Below are 20903 nucleotides of genomic sequence, written 5' to 3'. Positions count from 1 at the left end.
TTACTCTCTCGCTGAATTTATGCTATTAATTATATCACATACGCTTTGAGCGGATTTTTTCCAAGAATATTTTTTTACGTTATCAAATCCGGAACTTATTAGTTTAGATCTCGTTTCTTCGTCGGATATCACTTTTGCCATTGCGTCAGCCATTTCATTTATATTATATGGATCAAAATAAATTACACTTTCATTTAATACTTCTGGCATAGAAGCCTTGTTTGATGAGATAACGGGGCATCCACAAGCTTGAGCTTCCAAGGGAGGGATGCCAAACCCTTCATAGAAAGAAGGAAAAACAAAAGCAATTGCATTTTGATAGAGTGATATTAACTTTTCATCCTCTATTCTCCCAAGAAAAATAACATCATCATTTACTAGATTTTTAGAGAAATCTTGAGAGGAAAAACTAGCAGAAGATTTACCAATCACCTTCAACTTTACATTCCCACCATGCTGCCGCTTGACCAAAGAGAAAGATTCCAACATACCATGAAAGTTTTTATGGTAGTTAGGAGATGACACCGCCAATATATATTTATCTTTGTCATTCTCTTCTAGCATCCCAGGTGAAAACTCTTGCCCTACGGCGTTATAAACTATATATACGTTCTCTTTAACATAAGAGAAATAATCAAGAATCTCAGACTTCGAGAAATTACTAACAGTAATAAGAGCTTTACTATTTTTTAGCATCAAAGGCACTAGCACCGAATATAAAGCTCTAAACTTTAGAGAAAAGCTTTTTTTATACCTTTTATAGGTCACATCATGATGTGTTACAATCTGATTATTGTAGAAGGCAGGGGCAGTACTGCATAGATTAAGAAGCAGAGGAGAGCCTAGAGATTTCAAATAGCGTGGCAACTCTATTTGTTCCCAGTAATGTCCACTTTTTTTCCCGATGAATCTCACATTAAAACTGGCGGGCAATGTAGCTCTTTTTATATCCCTAGGTGCCAAGAGAACAATATCACTCCGCAGCTCAACCAACTCCATGCAAATTTGTTCGGCAAACCGTTGCACTCCCGTCACATCTTGAGTAAGGAACCTTGCATTAATATAAATCATAACATCTCTCATTATATTACAATCATTATTTATAACTATAAATGGAAATATCTTCCCGAGTACACCCTTTCTTTTTAAGAACAAAAGGAATGGCCACAAAAACAACTAAAAACATATTATTAGGGAAATTACCCAATCCCAGATTGTAGAATAACTCAATGGCTAGAGTGAAAAAAATCAAATGTCTTGCACCAAAAATGTCACAATCTTTTATGGAAAATAATTTGAATTGTATATATATAAGAATAAATAAATAAGTCAAAAAACCCACATAGCCATAATTACTAACCAAATAAATATAGGCACTATCTGTTGGGATTGCATTAATCCCGTATTGAGATTTATCCAACCCAAATGTTCCATTAATACCAAGCCCTGCGCCAAAAAGAATTTTCTCCAATGAATCTAAAGATGCAATTATTTTATGATGTTCCAGAACACGCAAGTAGATAGAATTATATGCCGCAGTTTGATTATAAACACGAACACTATCATAAACTGCATAATTATGAGTGGAATATACGAATAATAAAACTAAAACGCTTCCAATTATGAATATAGCCACTTTGGAAATTGAGGGAAGAAATCCTTCGAAGAACTTAACAAAGAAATAAACCATTAGACCAATAACAGCAGTCTTATAAGTTGTGCAAAAAATCGCCACGAAAAATAAAAGGAAAAAACCAACTCTAAGTAGTCTGCTCTTTAAAAAATGTCTGCATTCAACGGATAAAATTAGACAAAAAAGCATTAACACACCCGACATGGTAAATGACAACTGTAACCCAATTGCTCGAATATTACCCTCCGTCGAGTTGAGGCGGACACCAGCATCACTTCCCCACTGGCCAGCATCTAAACCTAAGAGGCCCATAAATGAATCCGGGAATAACTGTTGAAGAATAACAGCAATTGCATTTAAAGCCCCCAAAAAGAGTGTCATCCTAACGAATTTCACACTAAAACTAAGTAGTTCTTCTTTGCTCATTTTAGCGAAGATCAGCAGAACTGTAACAATGAATATCAAAGGAACAATATCAAACTTTAGTTGATAGAATATTATAAAAGTATGGCTGGACACAATATCCAACATTGAATATATGGAAAATACCCCTATCATCATTAACAACACGACGGGGATAACTATCTTACTGCTAACTTTTCCCTTAGAAAAACAAAGAGCAACAATAAAAAGTAAAACAATAAATGCTTCCTTCCAAACTTTAAGCACAGGGAAATCTAGCATTGCAGAAACAACACCGATAACGCCTGAAAAAAAGCACAGAGCCAAAAAAAGGAGAAGGAGTATAATTGGAATACGTTTCAATCCGAATAATTTCATTGTGAATACCATAAATAAAGTTCGTCTTATCTAAATTTTATTGTTTATCACTTCTTCTTTTTTCATGATTCTTTTGCCCGCAGATATTGATTTTACTTCAATAATCTTATAAGTAAAATGTGAAACAGTAATAACAATGGCGATTATTATCATAACTATGAAGTTGTTGTAAAACCATGATCCAAAATCCATGTAACGTAACGTACTTTCAGACTTAGTGAATACGGAGTAAGTAAAACGCAAACCAAAAATTTTTTCGCATGCCATGGCCAAACTAATTGAAATGAAGATAACCGCAGCGTGAGTCATGTAAACTGAGAATGAAATCTTACCTAAATACTCAAAAATAGATTTCCGTAAAATAAATGACCCCCATCCCATCTCGAATGAAAATACATAAATAGTGAGGAAAAATGAAAAGCTCGTGATTATACTTTTATAACCATACTGCTGTGTGACTGAGTAATAGCATAGAAGTAACGTAGCAACTTCCATCAAAGTAAATAATAATTTATTGCATTCCTTCGGTTTATAGACCTCATAAATAAAATAAGTAACCGAACCACCAAAAAAACAAGCGATTCCATAGAGAGCCTCACTTTTTATAGAAGGAAATACAGGTAAAGCTAATCCATAGAAAGCAAAGAATGAAATGGCGAAGAACGCAGAGGTCAGTACATTTTTTCTCTTATACAATAAAAATAGAACAACTGCAAAAACCGCATAGAGATAATATTCAACACTAATGCTCCAAGACGGATAATTAAATGATAGTATTTCTTTAGAAGGTAACCATGCCTGCAATAAAAATAAATTAGGTATAATTTGATCTGGTGCATTAACACCGCTGAATGCGGGTTTATTAAAGGCAATACCGTTGGATTGTGCTACATATTTTGCGCATTCAAGTATAATAAAGACAAGCAACATCATCAAATGGAGAGGGAAAATGCGAAACGTGCGATTAATAGCAAAAGCGCGCAAGTTAGAAAAATGAAACTCAGTTTTACTATACGCATGGGTCAGCACGAAACCACTTAAGACGAAGAAAAACTCAACCATATAGGTTGCATTTCTGAACAGCGGCCACTCAGTTATGCTTCCGGTAATATTGAAATGATGAAGAACAACACATAGTGCACATATGCCCCGGAAACTATCGAGAACAGTAAATCGTTTCATTTTTTACCTTGAGAGAAACTAGAGTAAATCCTACGAACCATATTATAAATTAAACTACGACTTCATTCATTTTAAAAGAATAATTTAGTTTACAGTATAGATTCGTATTTTATTAAAATATCATCGATAACAGATTTATCAAAAGAAACATTATCTATCGATAGAGCCTTGCTTAGTGCACACTCCATTTCTGTATTTATATCGCAAATAACTCCATTGCCTTCATTTATAATTTCATTTATTCCACCGGGATATGCATTTGCCAACACTGGTGTCCCACAAGCAATCGCTTCGATCACAACGTTAGGATAACCTTCCCAGCGAGAGCTAGACACAAAAATATCCGCAGCTCTTAACAGCGCATATGGATTTTCCGTTGACTCTATAAAAGTCACGCTATCTTCCAATCCTAAATTTGTATGGAGCTTTTTCAACATTGCATCATCCTCTCCTTCACCGACGATCGTTAAATGGTAAACACCTTTCTCCAACCGACTGAAAGCGTTAAGTAATTGGTCATAGCCTTTCTGATACGTTAACCGGCCAATCGTCAACAGATTGACCCGCTCCTTTGGTAACTCATAGTCGCTTGCTTTTAAACTTAGTGTCTTTATACGTTTATAATCCAAGGGGTTATTTATCTTAACAAGTTTACTTTTTGGTATATCCATTTTTTCAACGAGATCATTAACCATGTCATCACTTTGGGCTACGATCACGTCATAATTTTTATAGCAGGTTTTGTATAAAAGTTTTGCAATGAAATTCTTTTCAAAAAAGCTTGGCAAGTTAGATTCCCGAGCTATCTTTCTAATTCCACGTCCAAAATATGAAAGAAAAGGTGACAAGGTTGCGTTTGAAGTTCCTGAGCTAATAAAAACTGAATCTATATCATGTTTCTTACATGTTTTTCTAATACCAAATAAAATTTTTGGAAGTGCGTACCTTGCTCTTCCTGTTACATTAATATATTCAACAACAACATCTTTTTCCAACTCTTTAACCAAAACATTTTTTTTGCTATCATTCTTATACAGAAGAAGATAAGGCTTAAACCTTCCTCTATCAATATTGTTTAAGAGAGTATAAATAACTCTATCCGCACCAGATAACCCAAGTATCGGCATTATAAAAAGAATTTTTTTCACTGTACCCTCTTTCAATTTAAAGGACCGTCATAACCAAATATCACCGCAAGCAGTTTGTCCCATTTTTGCTGCTGAAGTAGCTTTACTTCCGAAGCATTCTTATCTCCTGAAACCGCAAGATGTCTATATAGCTCTTTATTATAATAGATCTGTGATATTCTATTCTCTATTTCATCAATATTTGTGGGATTAAAATAAAGCACACTATCTTTACAGACTTCAGGAATACTGGAAACAGCAGACGCTATAACAGGGGTTCCGTATTGCATTGCTTGTAGTGGCGGGTATCCATATCCTTCATTTAAGCTAGGATAGATAAATGCATAAGCATTTTTATAAAACCAGTCCAATGACTCTGAATCAACATAGTCTATAAAAACAAATTTATCTTTGTTTTGTATATCACTATGAGGCTTATTTTTACCAAGAACAAACGTCACAATCTCGCAGTTTTTATTTTTTGTATAGAAATGGTCCAGAGCCTTAATCGCACGATAGTTATTTTTCATCCACCGATTGGCACTGACTAAAAGAAAATAACTTCCGCCAAAGGAAGTTAGATGCGTATATCTATCTCCCAGAAGTGGTTGCCCTTTACCAAACGGGCATGGAGCCGGGGACACATAGATATCGTCGCCTTTCAGGTAGGGATAAAAGCACAACATCGAATGTTTACTGTGCTCCGAAACAGTAATTACTTTTATTCTCGACTTGCTCAATAATCGTTCAAATCTATTATAGTAAAATTTCCATTCTCTCTCTCTATATAATACGCGTTTCACTGCGAGTTTTACCTTGGAGATAATACCGTCACGATAATGCCATTGAACAGGATCATAACCGCACTCAATCTCTCGTAGTCCATGTACGGTCATGATAAAATCTAATTTATCGGTTTTTATCTCGTGCAAATGATAAGGCAAAGCAGAATAAAATTTAGCGAAGCGATTTGAATTAATGAGATCGACTAACTCACGATCTCCTGAGACGCCTATTATTTCGATACCATGCTCAAAACATGTTTTTTTGATTGCCTCATCTAGCTCTCTTTTTTTATCAAATACGCAAGTGAAACTTTTGTAACCTCGCTCGATACTAGAAAAAAAAACTTGTTTAGCATATTCAGAACCGCCATGGAATCTCGATTCCGGAGAGGATTGAGTTGCAGTCAAATCAAATAAAAGCAAAATATACTCCTTAGCCTAACTTTTTGATAATCGCTGAAAAAATAGTTTTCAATTCGCGATTTATATCCAAAGCATCCCTCCCACCATATTCCTCCATGAAGTATTCGATTTTTTTTGAGATAAGCCATGGCTCTAGTTCATTACCTTGAATCTTGCCTAGTATAAGTGAATGCATACGCCCAGAGTAAATTTTTTCCGAAGCACTGAGATATTGAATATACGTATTCAACTCCGGAACGCTCTCGAATAACTCTACGTCCGCAGTTGGATTTTTACTTTTAATTTTATGATAAATCATACTATTCAATGCCGCATCCTCGACTGTTGTCGAAATAAATAGTATTTTGTTTTTCTTCAATCTTATCTCTTCTTCAACAATATTTGTCCAATCACTTACATATTCCTCTTGACTTTTATATGACTCCCACTCTAATTCCTTGGCATTTTTCAAATAAACATAGTATGCTGTAGCGCCAATTATTGTGATAGTTTTATCAAGGGTTTTATTCTTTCCATATAATGCAAATGCTAAGTCTGGAATGTATTTTGCTGGGTAATTAAAAAACTCATCCAACTTCTCTATAGAGCGTCTCTCTCTGACATAAACACCTTCTGAATTGTTAAAGGCATATTTGAACAACAGTCTATCTAGCAAGTTGAATTTCTCCGCACACCCGACACCAAGAATTATGTATGGCTTATTCTTAACCTTGGCATGACGGGCCCATAAAAACATGGCGATAGGGAAGGTTCCCCCACTCTGAATGAGCTGGCCGCCACCAATCATCAATAAAGAAAAATCATTTTTTATAGCATCCTTGATGCGTGAATTATTCTCAAGATACCAACGAAAATATTTCAGAAATCGAATTCTGTTGATGATTAGATTCTTCAACTTTCGTAAGAAAACTTTAGGAGTTATTTTTTCATTCTTATTTACTGGAACAACATTTTTTTTATCCGCATCAAAACCATGGCTTAACGGAGTATAGCCATTCTCACGGGCTAACTCTCTAATACCTTCATTAATCGCATGATCGCCAATATTATCTGAACAGATTTCATTTACTATAAGTACAGTTTTCATTATTCTCCCTTCAATATAACTACTTTTATGGCTTTCAACTATGCTTTCTTTTTATTTTAGAAAGAATAATTTTATTAATTTCTTCACAGGAGCTAATCCTCAGCGACATGCTTACCAAATAGTAGACCAACGCACCTATAATAATTTTAGTGAGTATTTCGTAAATCCCATTATCAATTTTAATAAACCATAACACCACTGACATAATCAGCGTTGCCAAAATCATAGGCAACATACTTTTTATTTGCTGCAATGCACCATGCCCATACCACTTCCCAGGATAATATGAGTTGATAAAGAAACAAATCAGCGAAACAAAAAAATTCCCAATCACAACCGCTGTAAGACCATAGGGTGCTGTAAGTAACAAAGCTCCTATAGTTATAGGCAATTTACTCAAATCAACTTTTAAATAGGTATCAGAACGACCGACAGCATTAATTAAGCTGCAATTAAGTGCACTTAGAGGAATAATCATTCGAGACAGACAAATCCACTGAATAACAACAACGGCTGGTAGCCATTTGTCAGTAAGGAAGTAGTGAACAAAAGGTTCTGCCAAGAATGTAAAGCCAACCATTGCAGGCATTACTATGAAAGCTGTCATATCTAGACTTTTCTTATATATCCGAATAAGTCTCTCCCTATCGTCTTGCGTTGCTGACATGATAGGAAATAGCACGCCCTGTAAGATATTAAATAAATTCACCGAAATCAAATCTGGGATATTTCGCCCTTGAGTATAATAACCTACTTCCTTACTTGAAAAGAAACGTCCGATTAATATTGAATAACAATTATCGACGATTGTACGAACAAAACTTGCAAACAATAATTTCGAACCAAACCCAAAAAGTTGCTTTAAAGAATCAAATGAAAAAACAAAATTCGGGCGCCATTTTAGAAAGATAGCCAGAAGAATAGTTACACAGATTGAGTTTATTATAGTCTGGTAAACAAGAGCCATAGCACCATATTCGTGATATGCCAAATACAGTGCAATTGTCCCGCTAATGACTACAGATAAAAAGTTAACCTTGGCTCTTAGTTTAAAGTTTAGCTCAATCGATAGTTTAGTCGTTTGCACTAAACATAGGGATTTGATAATAATACTAATGCCAAGCACTCGAACAATATGTGTAATCGCAGGTGAATTATAAAAGTCGGCAACAAACGGTGCTATAAAATAAATACCACCATAAAGAATAATACTTATAAGCAAGTTGAAGTAAAATACCGTCGAATAATCTACTTGAGTTCTATCTTTTTTTTGAATTAGCGCCTGAGTGAAACCACTATTAATAATAATATCCGATAATACTATAAAAATCGCAACCATCCCTATCAGTCCAAAGTCTGATGGAGAAATAATTCTCGCCAGAACAATACTGATACCGAATTGCACTCCTTGCACAAGAAACCTTTCAACTATGCTCCATATCATCCCTGATACAGCTCTATCTCTTAATGATGAATGTGTCATTATATAGACTTTATTGGTAGCAAAAAACTAGAGCTGCCAGGTGTCCCCAGCAGCTCCAATATTAGTGTTTCACGCTACAGTTTTTTATCATTAATGTAGCTATACTGATAATAACCATAGCCGCCATAGTAATTACTAGCGCGTTTCTCAACAGCATTAAGGATTACGCCCTTGATATTGATCCCATTTTGCTCAAATCGACGAATACTGAAGTCAACTTCCTTGACAGTATTAATGCCGAAACGTGCAACCATCAATGACGTTCCGACCAGCCGGCCGATTATTGATGCATCCGTTACTGCCAGAACTGGAGGTGTATCAATCAAGACCAAGTCGTATTTTTCACCTGCTACGCGCAGTAAATCTGCAAAGCGTGAGTGCATCAGAAGTTCGGATGGATTTGGCGGTATCTGACCCCGCGGAATAAAATCCATGCCCGTAATCTTCGTAGTCTGGACAGCTTTTTCGAACCCAATTTTCCCGGATAATAAATCTGATAAACCGTTTTTCCAGTCCCCACCGACCAAAGCATGTGAGTAACCTTTGCGCATGTCGGCATCGATTACCAATACTCTTTGGCCCGTTTGAGCAATAACAGCCGCGAGATTAATACTGACAAACGTTTTACCGATGTTCGGACTAGCACCAGAAATCATAAGCACATTATTATTTGCTTCCATCATTGCGAAATGCAAACTAGTACGAAGACTGCGGATTGCTTCAATGGCAAGATCAGCCGGATTACCTACAGCAAGTAAAGAAGTTGAATCAGTAGAAGAAACCTTCCTGCCACGGCGATTCGCCATTTCGATATCTTTCTTTTGCTGCCATTCAGATAAAGGAATGCTTGCATAAACATTTATTCCTTGTTCTTCCAAGGCTTCAGGATTGTCAATCCCCTTATGCAACATCGTTTTCAACAACACGAAACCGACAGAGATCAAACCACCTAAGAAGATAGCTAACAGTACAATTAGTGTTTTTCTCGGCTGAACAGGATTAATCTGGGTCAACGCAGGATCAATGATCCTTACATTGCCAACGGTACTCGCCTTAGTTACGCTAAGCTCCTGTTCTTTGTTCAGTAATTGCATAAAAATTTCTTGTTCAACTTGAACATCACGTGTCAGGCGTAAAATTTCTTGTTGCGTTTTAGGCATTGTCGCAATGCGTTTATTTAGCTTGTTTCTCTCTTCTTCTAATGTTTGCCTCTTCTCAAGTAATGCTTTATAAGCAGGGTGCTGTTTGGTATATAGCTTAGATATTTCTGCTTCTTTAAACGTTGATTCATTCAATTGAGTTTCAACAGACACAATAGAATCAAGTACAGCTTTAGTCTCAAGAGAAAGATCTACCGAGTCATTTTTCTGACGATATTTGTTCAACAAATCTTCGGATGAGTCAAGCTTAGCGCGCACATCAGGGATTTGCTCTTTAAGAAAACTTAGACTTTTACCTGCTTCTTCAGATTTTCGCTCAACATTTTGTAATAAATAATTTTTAGTGATACTATCTAAAACTTCTCGAATACGCCATTTGTTCTCCCCAGTTAAACTGAGTGCCAAAACCCCTGTATCTTTCCCTTTATCTTCGACGGTGAGATTTTTTATCAAGTCATTGATAACATTTAATTTCAATCGTTTAGTGACTTGGAAGGTTGTCCCGTCTTCCGCTTTTATATCGGAAACCAAGATCTTAATACCATCAGAGGAAGATAGGATCCCAACCTTACCTTTAATAATTTCCTTTCCGTCAAAACTCAAAGAATATTGATTGCTACCTAGTGCCTTAAGTTCCATTGGTTTCTCAGCCATGAACTCTGGCACACTTAGACGACCAATTAATAGCTCGCTTGGTTCTTTATTTATTAATCTTTCCCATCCTCTGCCAAATATAGGGAAATAATCCTGATTTACCGCTATATCAAGATTAAGATCATCAACCGTTTTGCCTAGAACCATTCGTGAGGAAATAAGTTCAATTTCTGTAGCTGAAGCAGGTTGCCCTGACGGCAGCATTTGAGAGAAATCACTTAAAATTGAATTGCCGGCATTCTGCTCAACTTGCACCATTGCATCAGCTTGATATATTGGCGTAGAAAAAATCGAGTAAATGATCCCAATCACGGCAAAAAGTGTGATCACACCAGTGATAAGCCACCGGTGATCAAGTAACACGCCTAAAAGGCGGCTTAAATCAATTTCATCGTGCTCGTTGGCCTTAGATAAGCCTGCTCTAGTATTATCAGTCATTGTAATCTCTGGTTAACGATTTAATGCCTGCGCCCATTTCTGAGCCGCCTCATCAATGAGGCCATAGACAAATTCAAATGCTTCGTAACTCTTACGATACGGATCAGGAATTTCTTTTTGACCCAACCAGTGTCCTAATAGCATCGTTTTTCCACGTACCTCGGGCACCAATTGACAAACCGCATCTATATGACCTTTTTCCATCACTAAGATAAGCGAGTACTCGCGACACATTTCTTTAGTCAATTGCCGTGCAACATGCCCCTCTAAATCTAAATGGTTTTTTTTAGCAACGGCACATGCAGTGCTATCAGCAGCATGTCCCACAAGTGCAGATATTCCCGCCGAAGCTATTTTCTTGCCCGGTAAGCGCTGAATAAGTATTCTCTCCGCTGTCGGAGAGCGGCATATGTTACCCACACAAACAACCAGAATTGAATCAAACATAGCACTCTCTATGGCCAGTTACGTATACGCAGCGAACCTTCGGTTAGATCGTTGAAGCTTGCGATCGTCGGCGCAAGTTGTGAAATCAAACGATTCCAGCGTGCGACAGGTGCAGCGGTAACATACACAATATCATATGGCTGTAATTTAAACTCGGCCCCCATCACAAGTGCTGTTGCATCGGCCATGTTCAGTTGATAAACATTCGCAAGTTTGTTGCCCTGCGAGCCATGCAACGGCCTAATGACGAAAACGCCTGTAGCATCGGCTGTGCTTTGAGTCAAACCTTGTGCATTGCCTAACGCTTCTGTCAACGTCATACCGCTACGATCCATTTTTAATGTAGCAGGCGCTTTTACTTCCCCCATCACAAAGACTTTCAATTCATCATTGCGTGGAATATAGAGGATATCGCCAGGGTAGAGTAGACGATTTTGCGTCAAGTCACCGTTTTGCATCAATTTCTGCAACGAAATTAGCTGCTCTTTACCGTTATGAGTGAGTACGATATTGCGCCAGTCAGCCTGCTCAGTTAACCCTCCAGCCGCGTTGATCGCATCCATAACAGTCAGCGGAACGTTAGTAATCGCTTGCTGTCCCGATTTGGCTACCTCGCCGGTTACATATGCCTTTTGCGAGCGGAAAGCTGCGATACTGACATCTACTTGAGGACTTTCAATGTATTGCGCCAAACGATTGGAAATCTGATCACGGATCTGGGTTACTGTTTTACCAACTACATTTACCTTACCGATGTAGGGATAAAAAATGCTCCCATCAGAGTGCACCCAGTTCCCCGTATCACTTGCACTACGATACTGGCCGGCCGGAGTAGTTAATTCAGGGTGATCCCATACAGTAACGTTTAGTACATCACCCACACCAATCCGATATTCGTAAGTACGCAACATCCCGTCCAATTGACTGTTAGGTTGCGCGACTATTTTCTCTGGTCGTAGTGAATCCAACAACTTTGGAGTCATAGGATAGACATTAACCAATTTATCGATATCGTAATCTGCATCATCTTGTTTTACAACATCTTTACCGCTAGTTGATAGATGAGTTCCCGGAAACACGGTACATCCGCTGATTACGCTGATTGATATCAACAGCGATATCATTTTCAATTGTCGTTTTGCCATCAAATTATCATCACTTTCGAAGTAAATGTAGCTACAGAGCTACTATGCCAAGCAACAGTGGCTGCATATCTTTAACCTTGCCAAAATACGTCGGTATACTGCATTCCTACCACATAACGGTAAGGTACCTGTTGCTATGCTTATATCGTTTACATGCCATTGACTCTTGCATAGATATTATAATGAGACAAAGCAGTTGCTCTGTGTCCCATACCTCGCAGGCAGAATGAAAAGTCATGAGTAAACCACCTCACGTTCTAATGCTGCACAAGATCTACCAGTCAAAAAATGGGCTTACACGCATCGTAGGTAGAATAACTTGTTATCGCATGTATAGTAATCTAAAAACGGGAATAACGATATTACCCAAGATTCAACAGGTACCACTTAGGCAGCTATCAGCGGTATACATACACGATAAGATTTTTAAAGAGTCAATTGTTCAGCCCATTCCCGGAAAGCTTTGCCTTGGGTCGGATGACGCAACCCATAAGTGACAAAAGCGCGAAGGTAATCCATTTTTTCACCGCAGTTGAACGACTCCCCCACCAGTTCTGTCGCCTCTACCGGTTTGCGTTTCAACAATTCTGCAATCGCATCGGTCAGTTGAATACGTCCCCAGGCTCCCGGTTCCGTGGTTTCCAGCAACGGCCAAATATCGCCGGACAAGACATAGCGCCCTACAGCAGAATAGTTGGATTCCAACTTGGTTTCCGGCGCCGGTTTTTCAACAATCGATGTGATACGAGCACTTGCGCCTGGTTTCAGGTTGCTGGCCTCACACTCAACCACGGAATAATCATGCAGTACGTGTTCGTCTGCCTTTTGCACCAAAACCTGACTCAATCCAGTCTGCTCAAAGCGCGCAATCATGTGCGGCAGATTGTCTGTCTTCAAATCCGCTTTCGCGTCATCCAGTAAGATGTCCGGCAACAGAACAACAAACGGCGAATCACCGACCAACGGTTTAGCGCAGAGAACGGCATGTCCCAGTCCTTTTGGTTGCCCCTGGCGAATGTGCATCAGCGTCACGCCTTTTGGCGTTATCGACTGCACTTCATCCAACAGCTGCCGCTTCACACGGGCCTCCAGCATCGCCTCCAGCTCGAATGAGGTATCGAAATGGTTTTCGATGGCATTCTTGGAAGAATGCGTCACCAGGATGATCTCTTTGATCCCTGCCGCGACGCATTCGTTGACAATGTATTGAATCAACGGTTTATCAACGATTGGCAACATCTCTTTCGGAATCGCTTTGGTCGCCGGCAGCATGCGCATGCCCAATCCGGCAACGGGAATAACCGCTTTCAACTTCGTCATGGTAAACCTCATTCATTCTCGTGTTCGCTCTCAGCCGCGGTGGCGACAACCTGTTACTTTCCCAACGTCTGCTTCAACCAGTGGCTGAAATTCTCACCTTCCGAACCGTGACGCAGACCATATTGCACAAACGCCTTCATATAACCAAGCTTGTCACCGCAATCATGGGATTTACCGCTCATATGGAACGCTTCCACCGTTTGCTCTTTCATCAACATCGCGATCGCGTCGGTCAGTTGAATCTCGTCGCCTGCGCCAGGAGCGGTCTTTTCAAGCAGCGGCCAAATTTCTGCTGAAAGTACATACCGGCCGACAACCGCTAAATTGGAAGGTGCATCCTCACGGGCCGGCTTCTCAACCACCGCCGTCATCGGTGCGCTTTCTCCAGCAGCTATCGTCGCGCCTGCGCAATCTACCACACCATATTTGGACACATCTTGTTCCGGCACCGGTTCAACCATGATTTGGCTATAACCCGTATCATCAAAACGTTGAATCATTTTAGCCAGATTTTCTTTACGCAAATCCGCCGTAGAATCATCCAATAAAACATCGGGTAACAGCACAACGAAAGGAGAATCACCCACCATTGGTTTGGCGCAAAGCACCGCATGCCCCAACCCTTTCGCCTGTCCCTGACGCACCTGCATCACGGTAACATCCGGCGGACAAATACTTTGCACTTCACTCAGGAGCTGACGCTTTACGCGCGCTTCGAGCATGGCCTCCAGCTCAAAAGAAGTGTCAAAATGGTTTTCAATCGCGTTTTTCGATGAATGCGTGACCAATACGATATCTTTAATCCCCGCCGCGACGCATTCAGCAACAATGTACTGGATTAAGGGCTTATCGACCACGGGCAACATTTCTTTAGGAATAGCCTTGGTCGCTGGCAACATACGGGTTCCCAAGCCCGCAACGGGGATCACTGCCTTAAGTCTTGTTTGCATTTTCATTCCAATTCATCGTAGCGCTGCACTCACCTGTGCAGCGTGAACAAGGGGATTCAATCAGGCACGCTACCGCCCTTGGCTTGCAGCTACCAAAGTACTGTATTGACGCATCCAACCACGTCATTGTATGAGCCAGTAATTTTTATGCAAAACGGCACTCATTCTTCGTTTGAACTGTCATGCTGTTCACAAAAAAATAAAAAAATCGGTGCCTTTATAACCAAACGATGCTAGTTACTGCCGTTATATGACTAAGATTCTTATACTAATGCCTAAGTGATACAAGCCTTAGATCCCCCCAGTCAGCCGTTTTCAGAATAAGACTACTCATGCCACATACCGATAAGAATCATAGTTGAAGAAAATTGTTTTAATATTTTGATTTAAATATATTTAATAAGACGTTTCTTTTCTGAGCGCATGGCATCCCGGCAGATATTTGCTCCCTCGGCCCTTGATTCCTTGGGCCACTCGGTGCCGATCGATGTTTACGGTAATACGCCTGTGCTGATCCACGTCCTCCCGATTAAAGTTGAATTTTGCCGCCTCAGCGCCCATCATTCCCGTGCGGCATAAGCCGTAGAACTTACAGGTGAAATTGGGCGTATGGAATGGATCGCTGATCCAACAATTTGGGCCGGCCTGGCCACTTTGGTCGTGCTGGAAATCGTGCTGGGTATAGACAACCTTGTCTTCATCGCCATTCTGGCGGACAAACTACCGAAACAACAACGAGATAAGGCCCGTGTCGTCGGTCTGTTGCTGGCGCTGGTCATGCGTCTGGCTCTGCTCGCCTCCATCTCGTGGCTGGCGACGCTGACCAAACCGATGTTCATCGTCGCGGAGCACCCCTTCAGCGGCCGCGATCTGATCATGCTGGTCGGCGGGATATTCCTGCTGTTCAAGGCCACCATGGAGCTCAATGAGCGGCTGGAAGGCAAGGATGAAGAGCAGCATGGCGCGCGCAAAGGCGCACGTTTCTGGCCGGTCGTGGCGCAGATCGTGGTGCTGGACGCCGTCTTCTCGCTCGACTCGGTGATCACCGCGGTCGGCATGGTCGATCATCTGGCGGTGATGATGATCGCGGTCTGCATCGCCATCGGCCTGATGCTGCTGGCCAGCAAGCCGTTGACGCGCTTCGTCAACGCTCACCCGACTATCGTTATCCTGTGCCTGAGCTTCCTGCTGATGATTGGCTTTAGCCTGGTGGCGGAGGGCTTCGGCTATCATATTCCGAAAGGCTACCTCTACGCAGCGATCGGCTTCTCGGTAATGATCGAGGCGCTGAACCAGCTGGCGCAGTTCAACCGCCGTCGCTTCCTGTCAAAGGTGCGGCCACTGCGCGAACGCACCGCCGAGGCGGTGTTGCGTATGCTGAGCGGCAAACATGAAGAAGCAGAGGTCGACAGCCACTCCGCCAACCTGCTGGCCGATAGCGACAGCGAAAGCGGCGAGATCTTCAATCAGCAGGAACGGCGCATGATCGAACGCGTACTCGGCATGGCGCAGCGCACGGTCAGCAGCATTATGACTTCGCGTCACGACGTCGAATACCTTGAACTGAACGATCCGCAGGAGAAGCTGACGCAGTTGCTGGAACGTAATCAGCATACGCGCATCGTGGTGGTGGAAAGCAGCGCCAGCGACGAACCGCTGGGCGTTATCCATACTATCGACGTCCTCAAACAGCAATTGGCGCAGGCGCCGCTGGATCTGCGCGCGCTGATACGCCAACCGCTGATCTTCCCGGAGCAGCTCACGCTGTTAAGCGCCCTGGAACAATTCCGTCAGGCGCAGACGCACTTTGCCTTTGTGGTTGATGAGTTCGGCTCCGTCGAAGGCATCGTCACCCTGACGGACGTGATGGAAACCATCGCCGGTAACCTGCCGGAGGCCGGCGAAGAGGTGGACGCACGCCACGACATTCAGCAAAACGAGGACGGCAGCTGGATCGCCAACGGCTATATGCCGCTGGAAGATCTGGTGCTGTACCTGCCGATGCCGCTGGAAGAAAAGCGCGAATACCACACGCTGGCGGGGCTGCTGATGGAGCACAGCCAGCGTGTGCCGCAAGAAGGCGAGCAAATCAGAATCGGTGACTACCTGTTCGAACCGTTGGAGGTCAACAGCCACCGTATCCTGAAGGTGAAGATCACCCCGCCGCCTCCACCGGAGGACTACGAGGTTTAACATTGAGGCCGGGCATCCCCCGGCCTTTCTTTTACTGGGGAACCAGCAGCTCCGTCGCCACGATCACCACCACCAGCCCGACAATCACTGGCACCGACGTGCGTTTTACCACGTCGAACGGCGAGATTTTCGCCATGCCGGAAACCGCTACCACCACACCGGAGACCGGTGACAGCGTGCGGCCGAGGTTAGACGCCTGCAGCATCGGGATCACCAGATAGGCCGGATTCACGCCCATCTGCGCCGCCAGTTTCGGGATCAGTTCGACAAACGCATAGAACGGCGCATTGCCGGAACCGGTGGTCATGGCCGCCAGCATGGTGATCACCACCAGCACCAGCATCATGATCAAACCGCCGGTGCCAAACGACTGCGCAAGGCCAATCAGCCCGCTGATAAAGCCGACGGTGCTCAGCCCCTGCGCGAAGACACCCGCGGCCACCAGCAACATCACCACGCTGGCAAAAGCATCCGCCATGCCGCGATAGGCTACCTCCAGGCCGCTGAACACTTGTTTGGCGCTGAAGCTGCGCGCAAACTCGATCACGGCCGCCAGCAGCATGCACCCTACCAGCACGGTAATGATGTGCAGCTCCGGCCCCCATTTTCCGTCGAAGATCAGCACGCCAAGGATCGGCGTAAACGGCAATATCGCGTAGAACCCCGGCGCATGCGTTTTGATTTCGCTGACGTCCATGATGTGATGCTGTTCATTGTTCTTTTTGTCGAGGTAGCGCTGCCAGAAAAAGTGCGCCACGGCCATACAGACGATGGCGGCAATCGAGATAGGCAGCGTGGTTTTGAATGCAAAGTCCACCAGCGGCATCTCCGCCGCCTTGGCTGCCAGCACCACGTCACCGGAGGTCGGTGCCAGAATAATCGCCGCCGGCGAAGCACAAATGGCCGCCGCCGCCCCGCGGCTAATGCCGACGTTCACCATCAATGGGAACAGCGTCGCCATCAGCAATACGCCGAGGCCGGTGGCGGAAGAGACCGCCAATGACATCAGGCAAGCGACAAAATAGGCCGCCACCATCAGCAGATAAGGCGAGTTGATCATCTGCAACGGGCGCGAGGCCAGCTTGACCACCACGTCGTTAGCGCCGATATGCGTCATGTACGCGGCAAAGCCGCACAGCATCATGATCATCATGCCCAGATCGCCGCCACGGCTCATCAGCAAAATCTTGACGTATTCGATCATGTCGGTCGCGCGCCAGCCGGTTGAGGTGGCGCCGGACGGCAACAGCGTTTTCCCCATCAGGGCACTGATGCCGAGCAGCAGCAGCCCCCCCACCAACAAAACGCCGGTAGCGGAATATCCCTTGATGATGTAACGGCCCACGCCCGCCGCGACTGCGGCGCCAATAAGAAGCTCTATCATGTTTCCTCAACTCGTCATGTTTTCGCGCTCAGGCGCATAGTCATAGCAGAACAGCCCTTACTCTGCACAAACTGCGCGCGAGCCTTCATGACCTTCATCAAGGTAACGGAGAGAAATTACCGCGGGAATCTCGATATTGACGCGGGCCACAATGTGGCCCGCGTCGTAGGGATTACAGTTTGTCGAGCAGCTTCTTCAGATCCTGGCCTTCGCGCGAATCCTTGTTCTTTTCAGCCCACTTGTTCAACGCATCCTTGGCCCGATCCTGCAGCGTTTTTCGCAGCACTTTATCGACTTGCAGTTGATAATTCAGCTGTTGCCAAGGCCCGTAAACCCGCAGCGGAATCGGCGTTTTTTGCAGTTGTTCGATCAGCTCGCCGCGCCCTTGCCATCCGCCGGTGACGCGCACGTTAAGCGCCATATCGCACTGCTTGCCCGGCATATCGATGCTGCCGGCGCCGGTCAGCGCCAGCAAAGGAGAATCCGCCGTCAGACCGCTGAGCTTGACCGTGCCTTGATTCAGGCTGGCCTGCGCAGAGACGCTTTTGACCTCGGTATAGCGCTGATAGCTGTCTTGCCCGCGCACGCTGTTATCGTTGCGCGCCACCGCCTGTTGGATCAGTTGCTGAATGTTCAGGCCGTGCAACTGCGCATCCTGCATCGCCAGCTGCGCCGTACCGCGCCAGCGGTGCTCAAATGACTGTGAAGAAAGACGATCGCCGGTCAGATCCCCTTTCATGCTGAATTTGCCGGTCAGCATCTGCGGCATGTCGAAGGCTTTGAGCACCGTGCCGAGTTCAACCTGGTTCAACGTCGGCTGCACGCTGATCACCGGTTTATTACCGCGCGCGTCCAGCGAGCCCGGCAAGGAGAAATCACCGCCGGCCAATTGCCCGACAAGTTTATGCAGCGTCAGTAGGCCGCGTTGATTATCCGCCGCGACGGCTAACTGGGTAACGTTCATACCGCGGTAGGTCAACTGCGCCGCCTGCAGATTCAACTGTGCATTGAAATTGCGCAGCGCTTCCAGGTTCTGCTGCCGATCGTCAACCTGGCTGGCGATCACCGGCGCGGCGGTCACGGCGGACTGCTCGGCGGTATTAGTGCTAGATTTCCAACCGGAAAGCGCGTCGAGATCGAGATTAGCCGAATTCAGATTCACCACATAGCCAGGCACCGTCCCGAGGCTGGCGCTGATATCGCCGGCCAATTGGCTGTTATTGGCACTGACGTTCAGTTGGCTGATGGCAATCTGCGCTGGCGTCTGCTGATAGACCACCTGTGCATTGCCCTCTCCCTGAATACCGCCATTAAGAATATCCGCGCCCACCAGTTGGTAATTGAACTGAGTCACTTTGGCGCCGATCTGGCGTGGGAACTGCTGTAGATCGACATCGGCCGCCATGCTGAAGGTCAGGTCACGCTGATCGCGGTTAACCCGACTGGAAAGTTCCAGCTGCGCCTGCCGTTTCTCCGTTTGTTGCAGAGTGAGATTGATATCCCGGACATTGATTTGCTCGTTGTCGGCGCGCTGCCAAACCAGCAGGCTGTCCACGACCCGTAGGTTGTCGATATCGAACTTCCAGGCCGCGTCTGCCGCGTCAGTACCGCTACCGGCGGGTGCGATCGGGGCGTCCACCTGAGAGTGCTCTTCACTGTCGGGCGTGAGGCGAATGACGGCATTTTTCAGCATCACCTGTTTAACAAACAGCTGATGCGACAATAGAGGCAATAGTTTGACATCGAGGCGCATGTTTTCCGCGCTCACTACCGGCGCCTTGGCACCCGGCGCGGTCAGCGTCATGCGCCCGGCCAGAATGCTGAGCTGTGGCCAGATATGCCAACGTAGGTCGCCTTCGAGCGTCAGTTGGTAGCCGCTCTTCTGTTCGACCTTTTTGACCATGTAACCGCGAAAATCATTCGGATTGACCAGCAGTACCAGCGCGGACATCCCCGCCACCACGACCACCAATAAAATCGCCAATGTCGTCAGTAATCTTCTCATGCCACCCTCTTGTCAGCGCCACACCGACGGTGCATCCCGCGCCGTTAGTCCTTGTCGATTCGACTGGCTACTGCGCCCTGCTGATCGCGATATTTTGCGTCCTGCCGGCTGTTATAAGGCCGGGCCGCCGGGCCGGACAACGGCTCAAAGCTCAAGGCGCCAATCAGCATCCCCGGCCGCAGCGCCAGCGGCAGCTTGCCGGAGTTGTAAAACTCCAGCACGATGCGCCCATGCCAGCCCGGATCGATACGGTGCGCAGTGACGTGTACCATCAGCCCCAGGCGCGCCAGAGAAGAACGGCCGTCGAGCCACCCCACGAGATCGTCCGGCAACGTCACGGATTCGAACGTCACCGCCAGGGCCAGCTCGCCGGGATGAAGGAAGAACGCCTCGCCTTCCGGCAGGACAATCTCGTCGCTCATCACGCGATCCAACGCGGCGCTGACTTCGTCTTTCGGTCCGCTAAGATCGATAAAAGGCGCGGTATGGCCACTGAACACGCGGAACTGATTGCCCAAGCGGACATCTACTGTGGCCCCGTTGATGCGTTCGAGCGGCGGGCGCGGGGAAATCACCAGTTTCTCGCTATCCAGCCAGGCTTCTATATCGCGGTCACACAGTCTCATGTCTCTCTTCTCCATCAAAACGCATAACTAAACAAAAATTGCCACACAACGGGCGAAAGGTCTACGCCGGGGTGCAAATAG

Annotated in this window: 16 protein-coding genes; 1 reads left to right on the top strand and 15 read right to left on the bottom strand. The window is 44.7% G+C overall.

The genetic code is table 11. The features are described 5' to 3' along the window. The 12 genes from FOT55_RS01745 to galU form a co-directional block, all read right to left on the bottom strand. Window positions 1-1071, bottom strand: coding sequence for a glycosyltransferase family 4 protein (locus FOT55_RS01745; protein ID WP_147823006.1), 1071 nt, complete (start codon window positions 1069-1071; stop codon window positions 1-3). Between the two features lie 25 nt (window positions 1072-1096). Next, a complete protein-coding gene (locus FOT55_RS01740; RefSeq protein ID WP_147823005.1) occupies window positions 1097-2413 on the bottom strand; it encodes a hypothetical protein in 1317 nt (438 codons plus the stop codon). A 30-nt stretch (window positions 2414-2443) separates the two neighbouring features. Beyond that, window positions 2444-3595, bottom strand: coding sequence for an acyltransferase family protein (locus FOT55_RS01735; protein ID WP_147823004.1), 1152 nt, complete (start codon window positions 3593-3595; stop codon window positions 2444-2446). A gap of 89 nt (window positions 3596-3684) precedes the next feature. Beyond that, window positions 3685-4743, bottom strand: coding sequence for a glycosyltransferase (locus FOT55_RS01730; RefSeq protein WP_238476082.1), 1059 nt, complete (start codon window positions 4741-4743; stop codon window positions 3685-3687). Window positions 4744-4754: 11 nt separating this feature from the next. Next, the gene (locus FOT55_RS01725) at window positions 4755-5930 is read right to left on the bottom strand and encodes a glycosyltransferase (protein WP_147823003.1); all 1176 of its coding nucleotides are present in this window, start codon (window positions 5928-5930) and stop codon (window positions 4755-4757) included. Window positions 5931-5940: 10 nt separating this feature from the next. Beyond that, complete coding sequence (locus FOT55_RS01720) at window positions 5941-7017, bottom strand: polysaccharide pyruvyl transferase family protein (RefSeq protein ID WP_147823002.1); 1077 nt, start codon at window positions 7015-7017, stop codon at window positions 5941-5943. A gap of 34 nt (window positions 7018-7051) precedes the next feature. Further along, entirely contained in the window at window positions 7052-8500 is a 1449-nt protein-coding gene (locus tag FOT55_RS01715; RefSeq protein WP_147823001.1) for a lipopolysaccharide biosynthesis protein, read from the bottom strand. Between the two features lie 74 nt (window positions 8501-8574). Beyond that, on the bottom strand, window positions 8575-10752 hold the full coding sequence (wzc, locus tag FOT55_RS01710) for a tyrosine-protein kinase Wzc (RefSeq protein WP_147823000.1): 2178 nt from the start codon (window positions 10750-10752) through the stop codon (window positions 8575-8577). Window positions 10753-10764: 12 nt separating this feature from the next. Beyond that, window positions 10765-11199, bottom strand: coding sequence for an arsenate reductase/protein-tyrosine-phosphatase family protein (locus FOT55_RS01705; protein WP_147822999.1), 435 nt, complete (start codon window positions 11197-11199; stop codon window positions 10765-10767). An 8-nt stretch (window positions 11200-11207) separates the two neighbouring features. Then, entirely contained in the window at window positions 11208-12344 is a 1137-nt protein-coding gene (locus tag FOT55_RS01700; protein ID WP_147822998.1) for a polysaccharide export protein, read from the bottom strand. Between the two features lie 426 nt (window positions 12345-12770). After that, window positions 12771-13664: a UTP--glucose-1-phosphate uridylyltransferase gene (locus tag FOT55_RS01695; RefSeq protein WP_147822997.1), complete on the bottom strand. Its 894-nt coding sequence runs from the start codon at window positions 13662-13664 to the stop codon at window positions 12771-12773. A gap of 53 nt (window positions 13665-13717) precedes the next feature. After that, entirely contained in the window at window positions 13718-14614 is an 897-nt protein-coding gene (galU, locus tag FOT55_RS01690) for a UTP--glucose-1-phosphate uridylyltransferase GalU (protein WP_049205978.1), read from the bottom strand. 609 nt (window positions 14615-15223) lie between these two features. Between galU and FOT55_RS01685 the strand changes: the two genes are divergently transcribed. Continuing rightward, window positions 15224-16807: a TerC family protein gene (locus tag FOT55_RS01685; RefSeq protein WP_025302162.1), complete on the top strand. Its 1584-nt coding sequence runs from the start codon at window positions 15224-15226 to the stop codon at window positions 16805-16807. A gap of 31 nt (window positions 16808-16838) precedes the next feature. Here FOT55_RS01685 and dcuC read toward each other — a convergent pair whose 3' ends face one another. The 3 genes from dcuC to dcd form a co-directional block, all read right to left on the bottom strand. Then, complete coding sequence (gene dcuC, locus FOT55_RS01680; protein ID WP_099817592.1) at window positions 16839-18191, bottom strand: anaerobic C4-dicarboxylate transporter DcuC; 1353 nt, start codon at window positions 18189-18191, stop codon at window positions 16839-16841. A 172-nt stretch (window positions 18192-18363) separates the two neighbouring features. Next, a complete protein-coding gene (gene asmA / locus FOT55_RS01675; protein WP_060432740.1) occupies window positions 18364-20196 on the bottom strand; it encodes an outer membrane assembly protein AsmA in 1833 nt (610 codons plus the stop codon). 44 nt (window positions 20197-20240) lie between these two features. Continuing rightward, window positions 20241-20822 carry a dCTP deaminase gene (dcd, locus tag FOT55_RS01670; RefSeq protein ID WP_019454407.1) on the bottom strand — a complete coding sequence of 194 codons (582 nt, stop codon included), beginning with the start codon at window positions 20820-20822 and terminating at the stop codon, window positions 20241-20243. Window positions 20823-20903 lie beyond the last annotated feature (81 nt).

The organism is Serratia bockelmannii, assembly GCF_008011855.1.
GTDB lineage: Bacteria > Pseudomonadota > Gammaproteobacteria > Enterobacterales > Enterobacteriaceae > Serratia > Serratia bockelmannii.
Note: the sequence above shows the minus strand (reverse complement) of the source record. Positions and strands in the feature narration are given on the sequence as shown.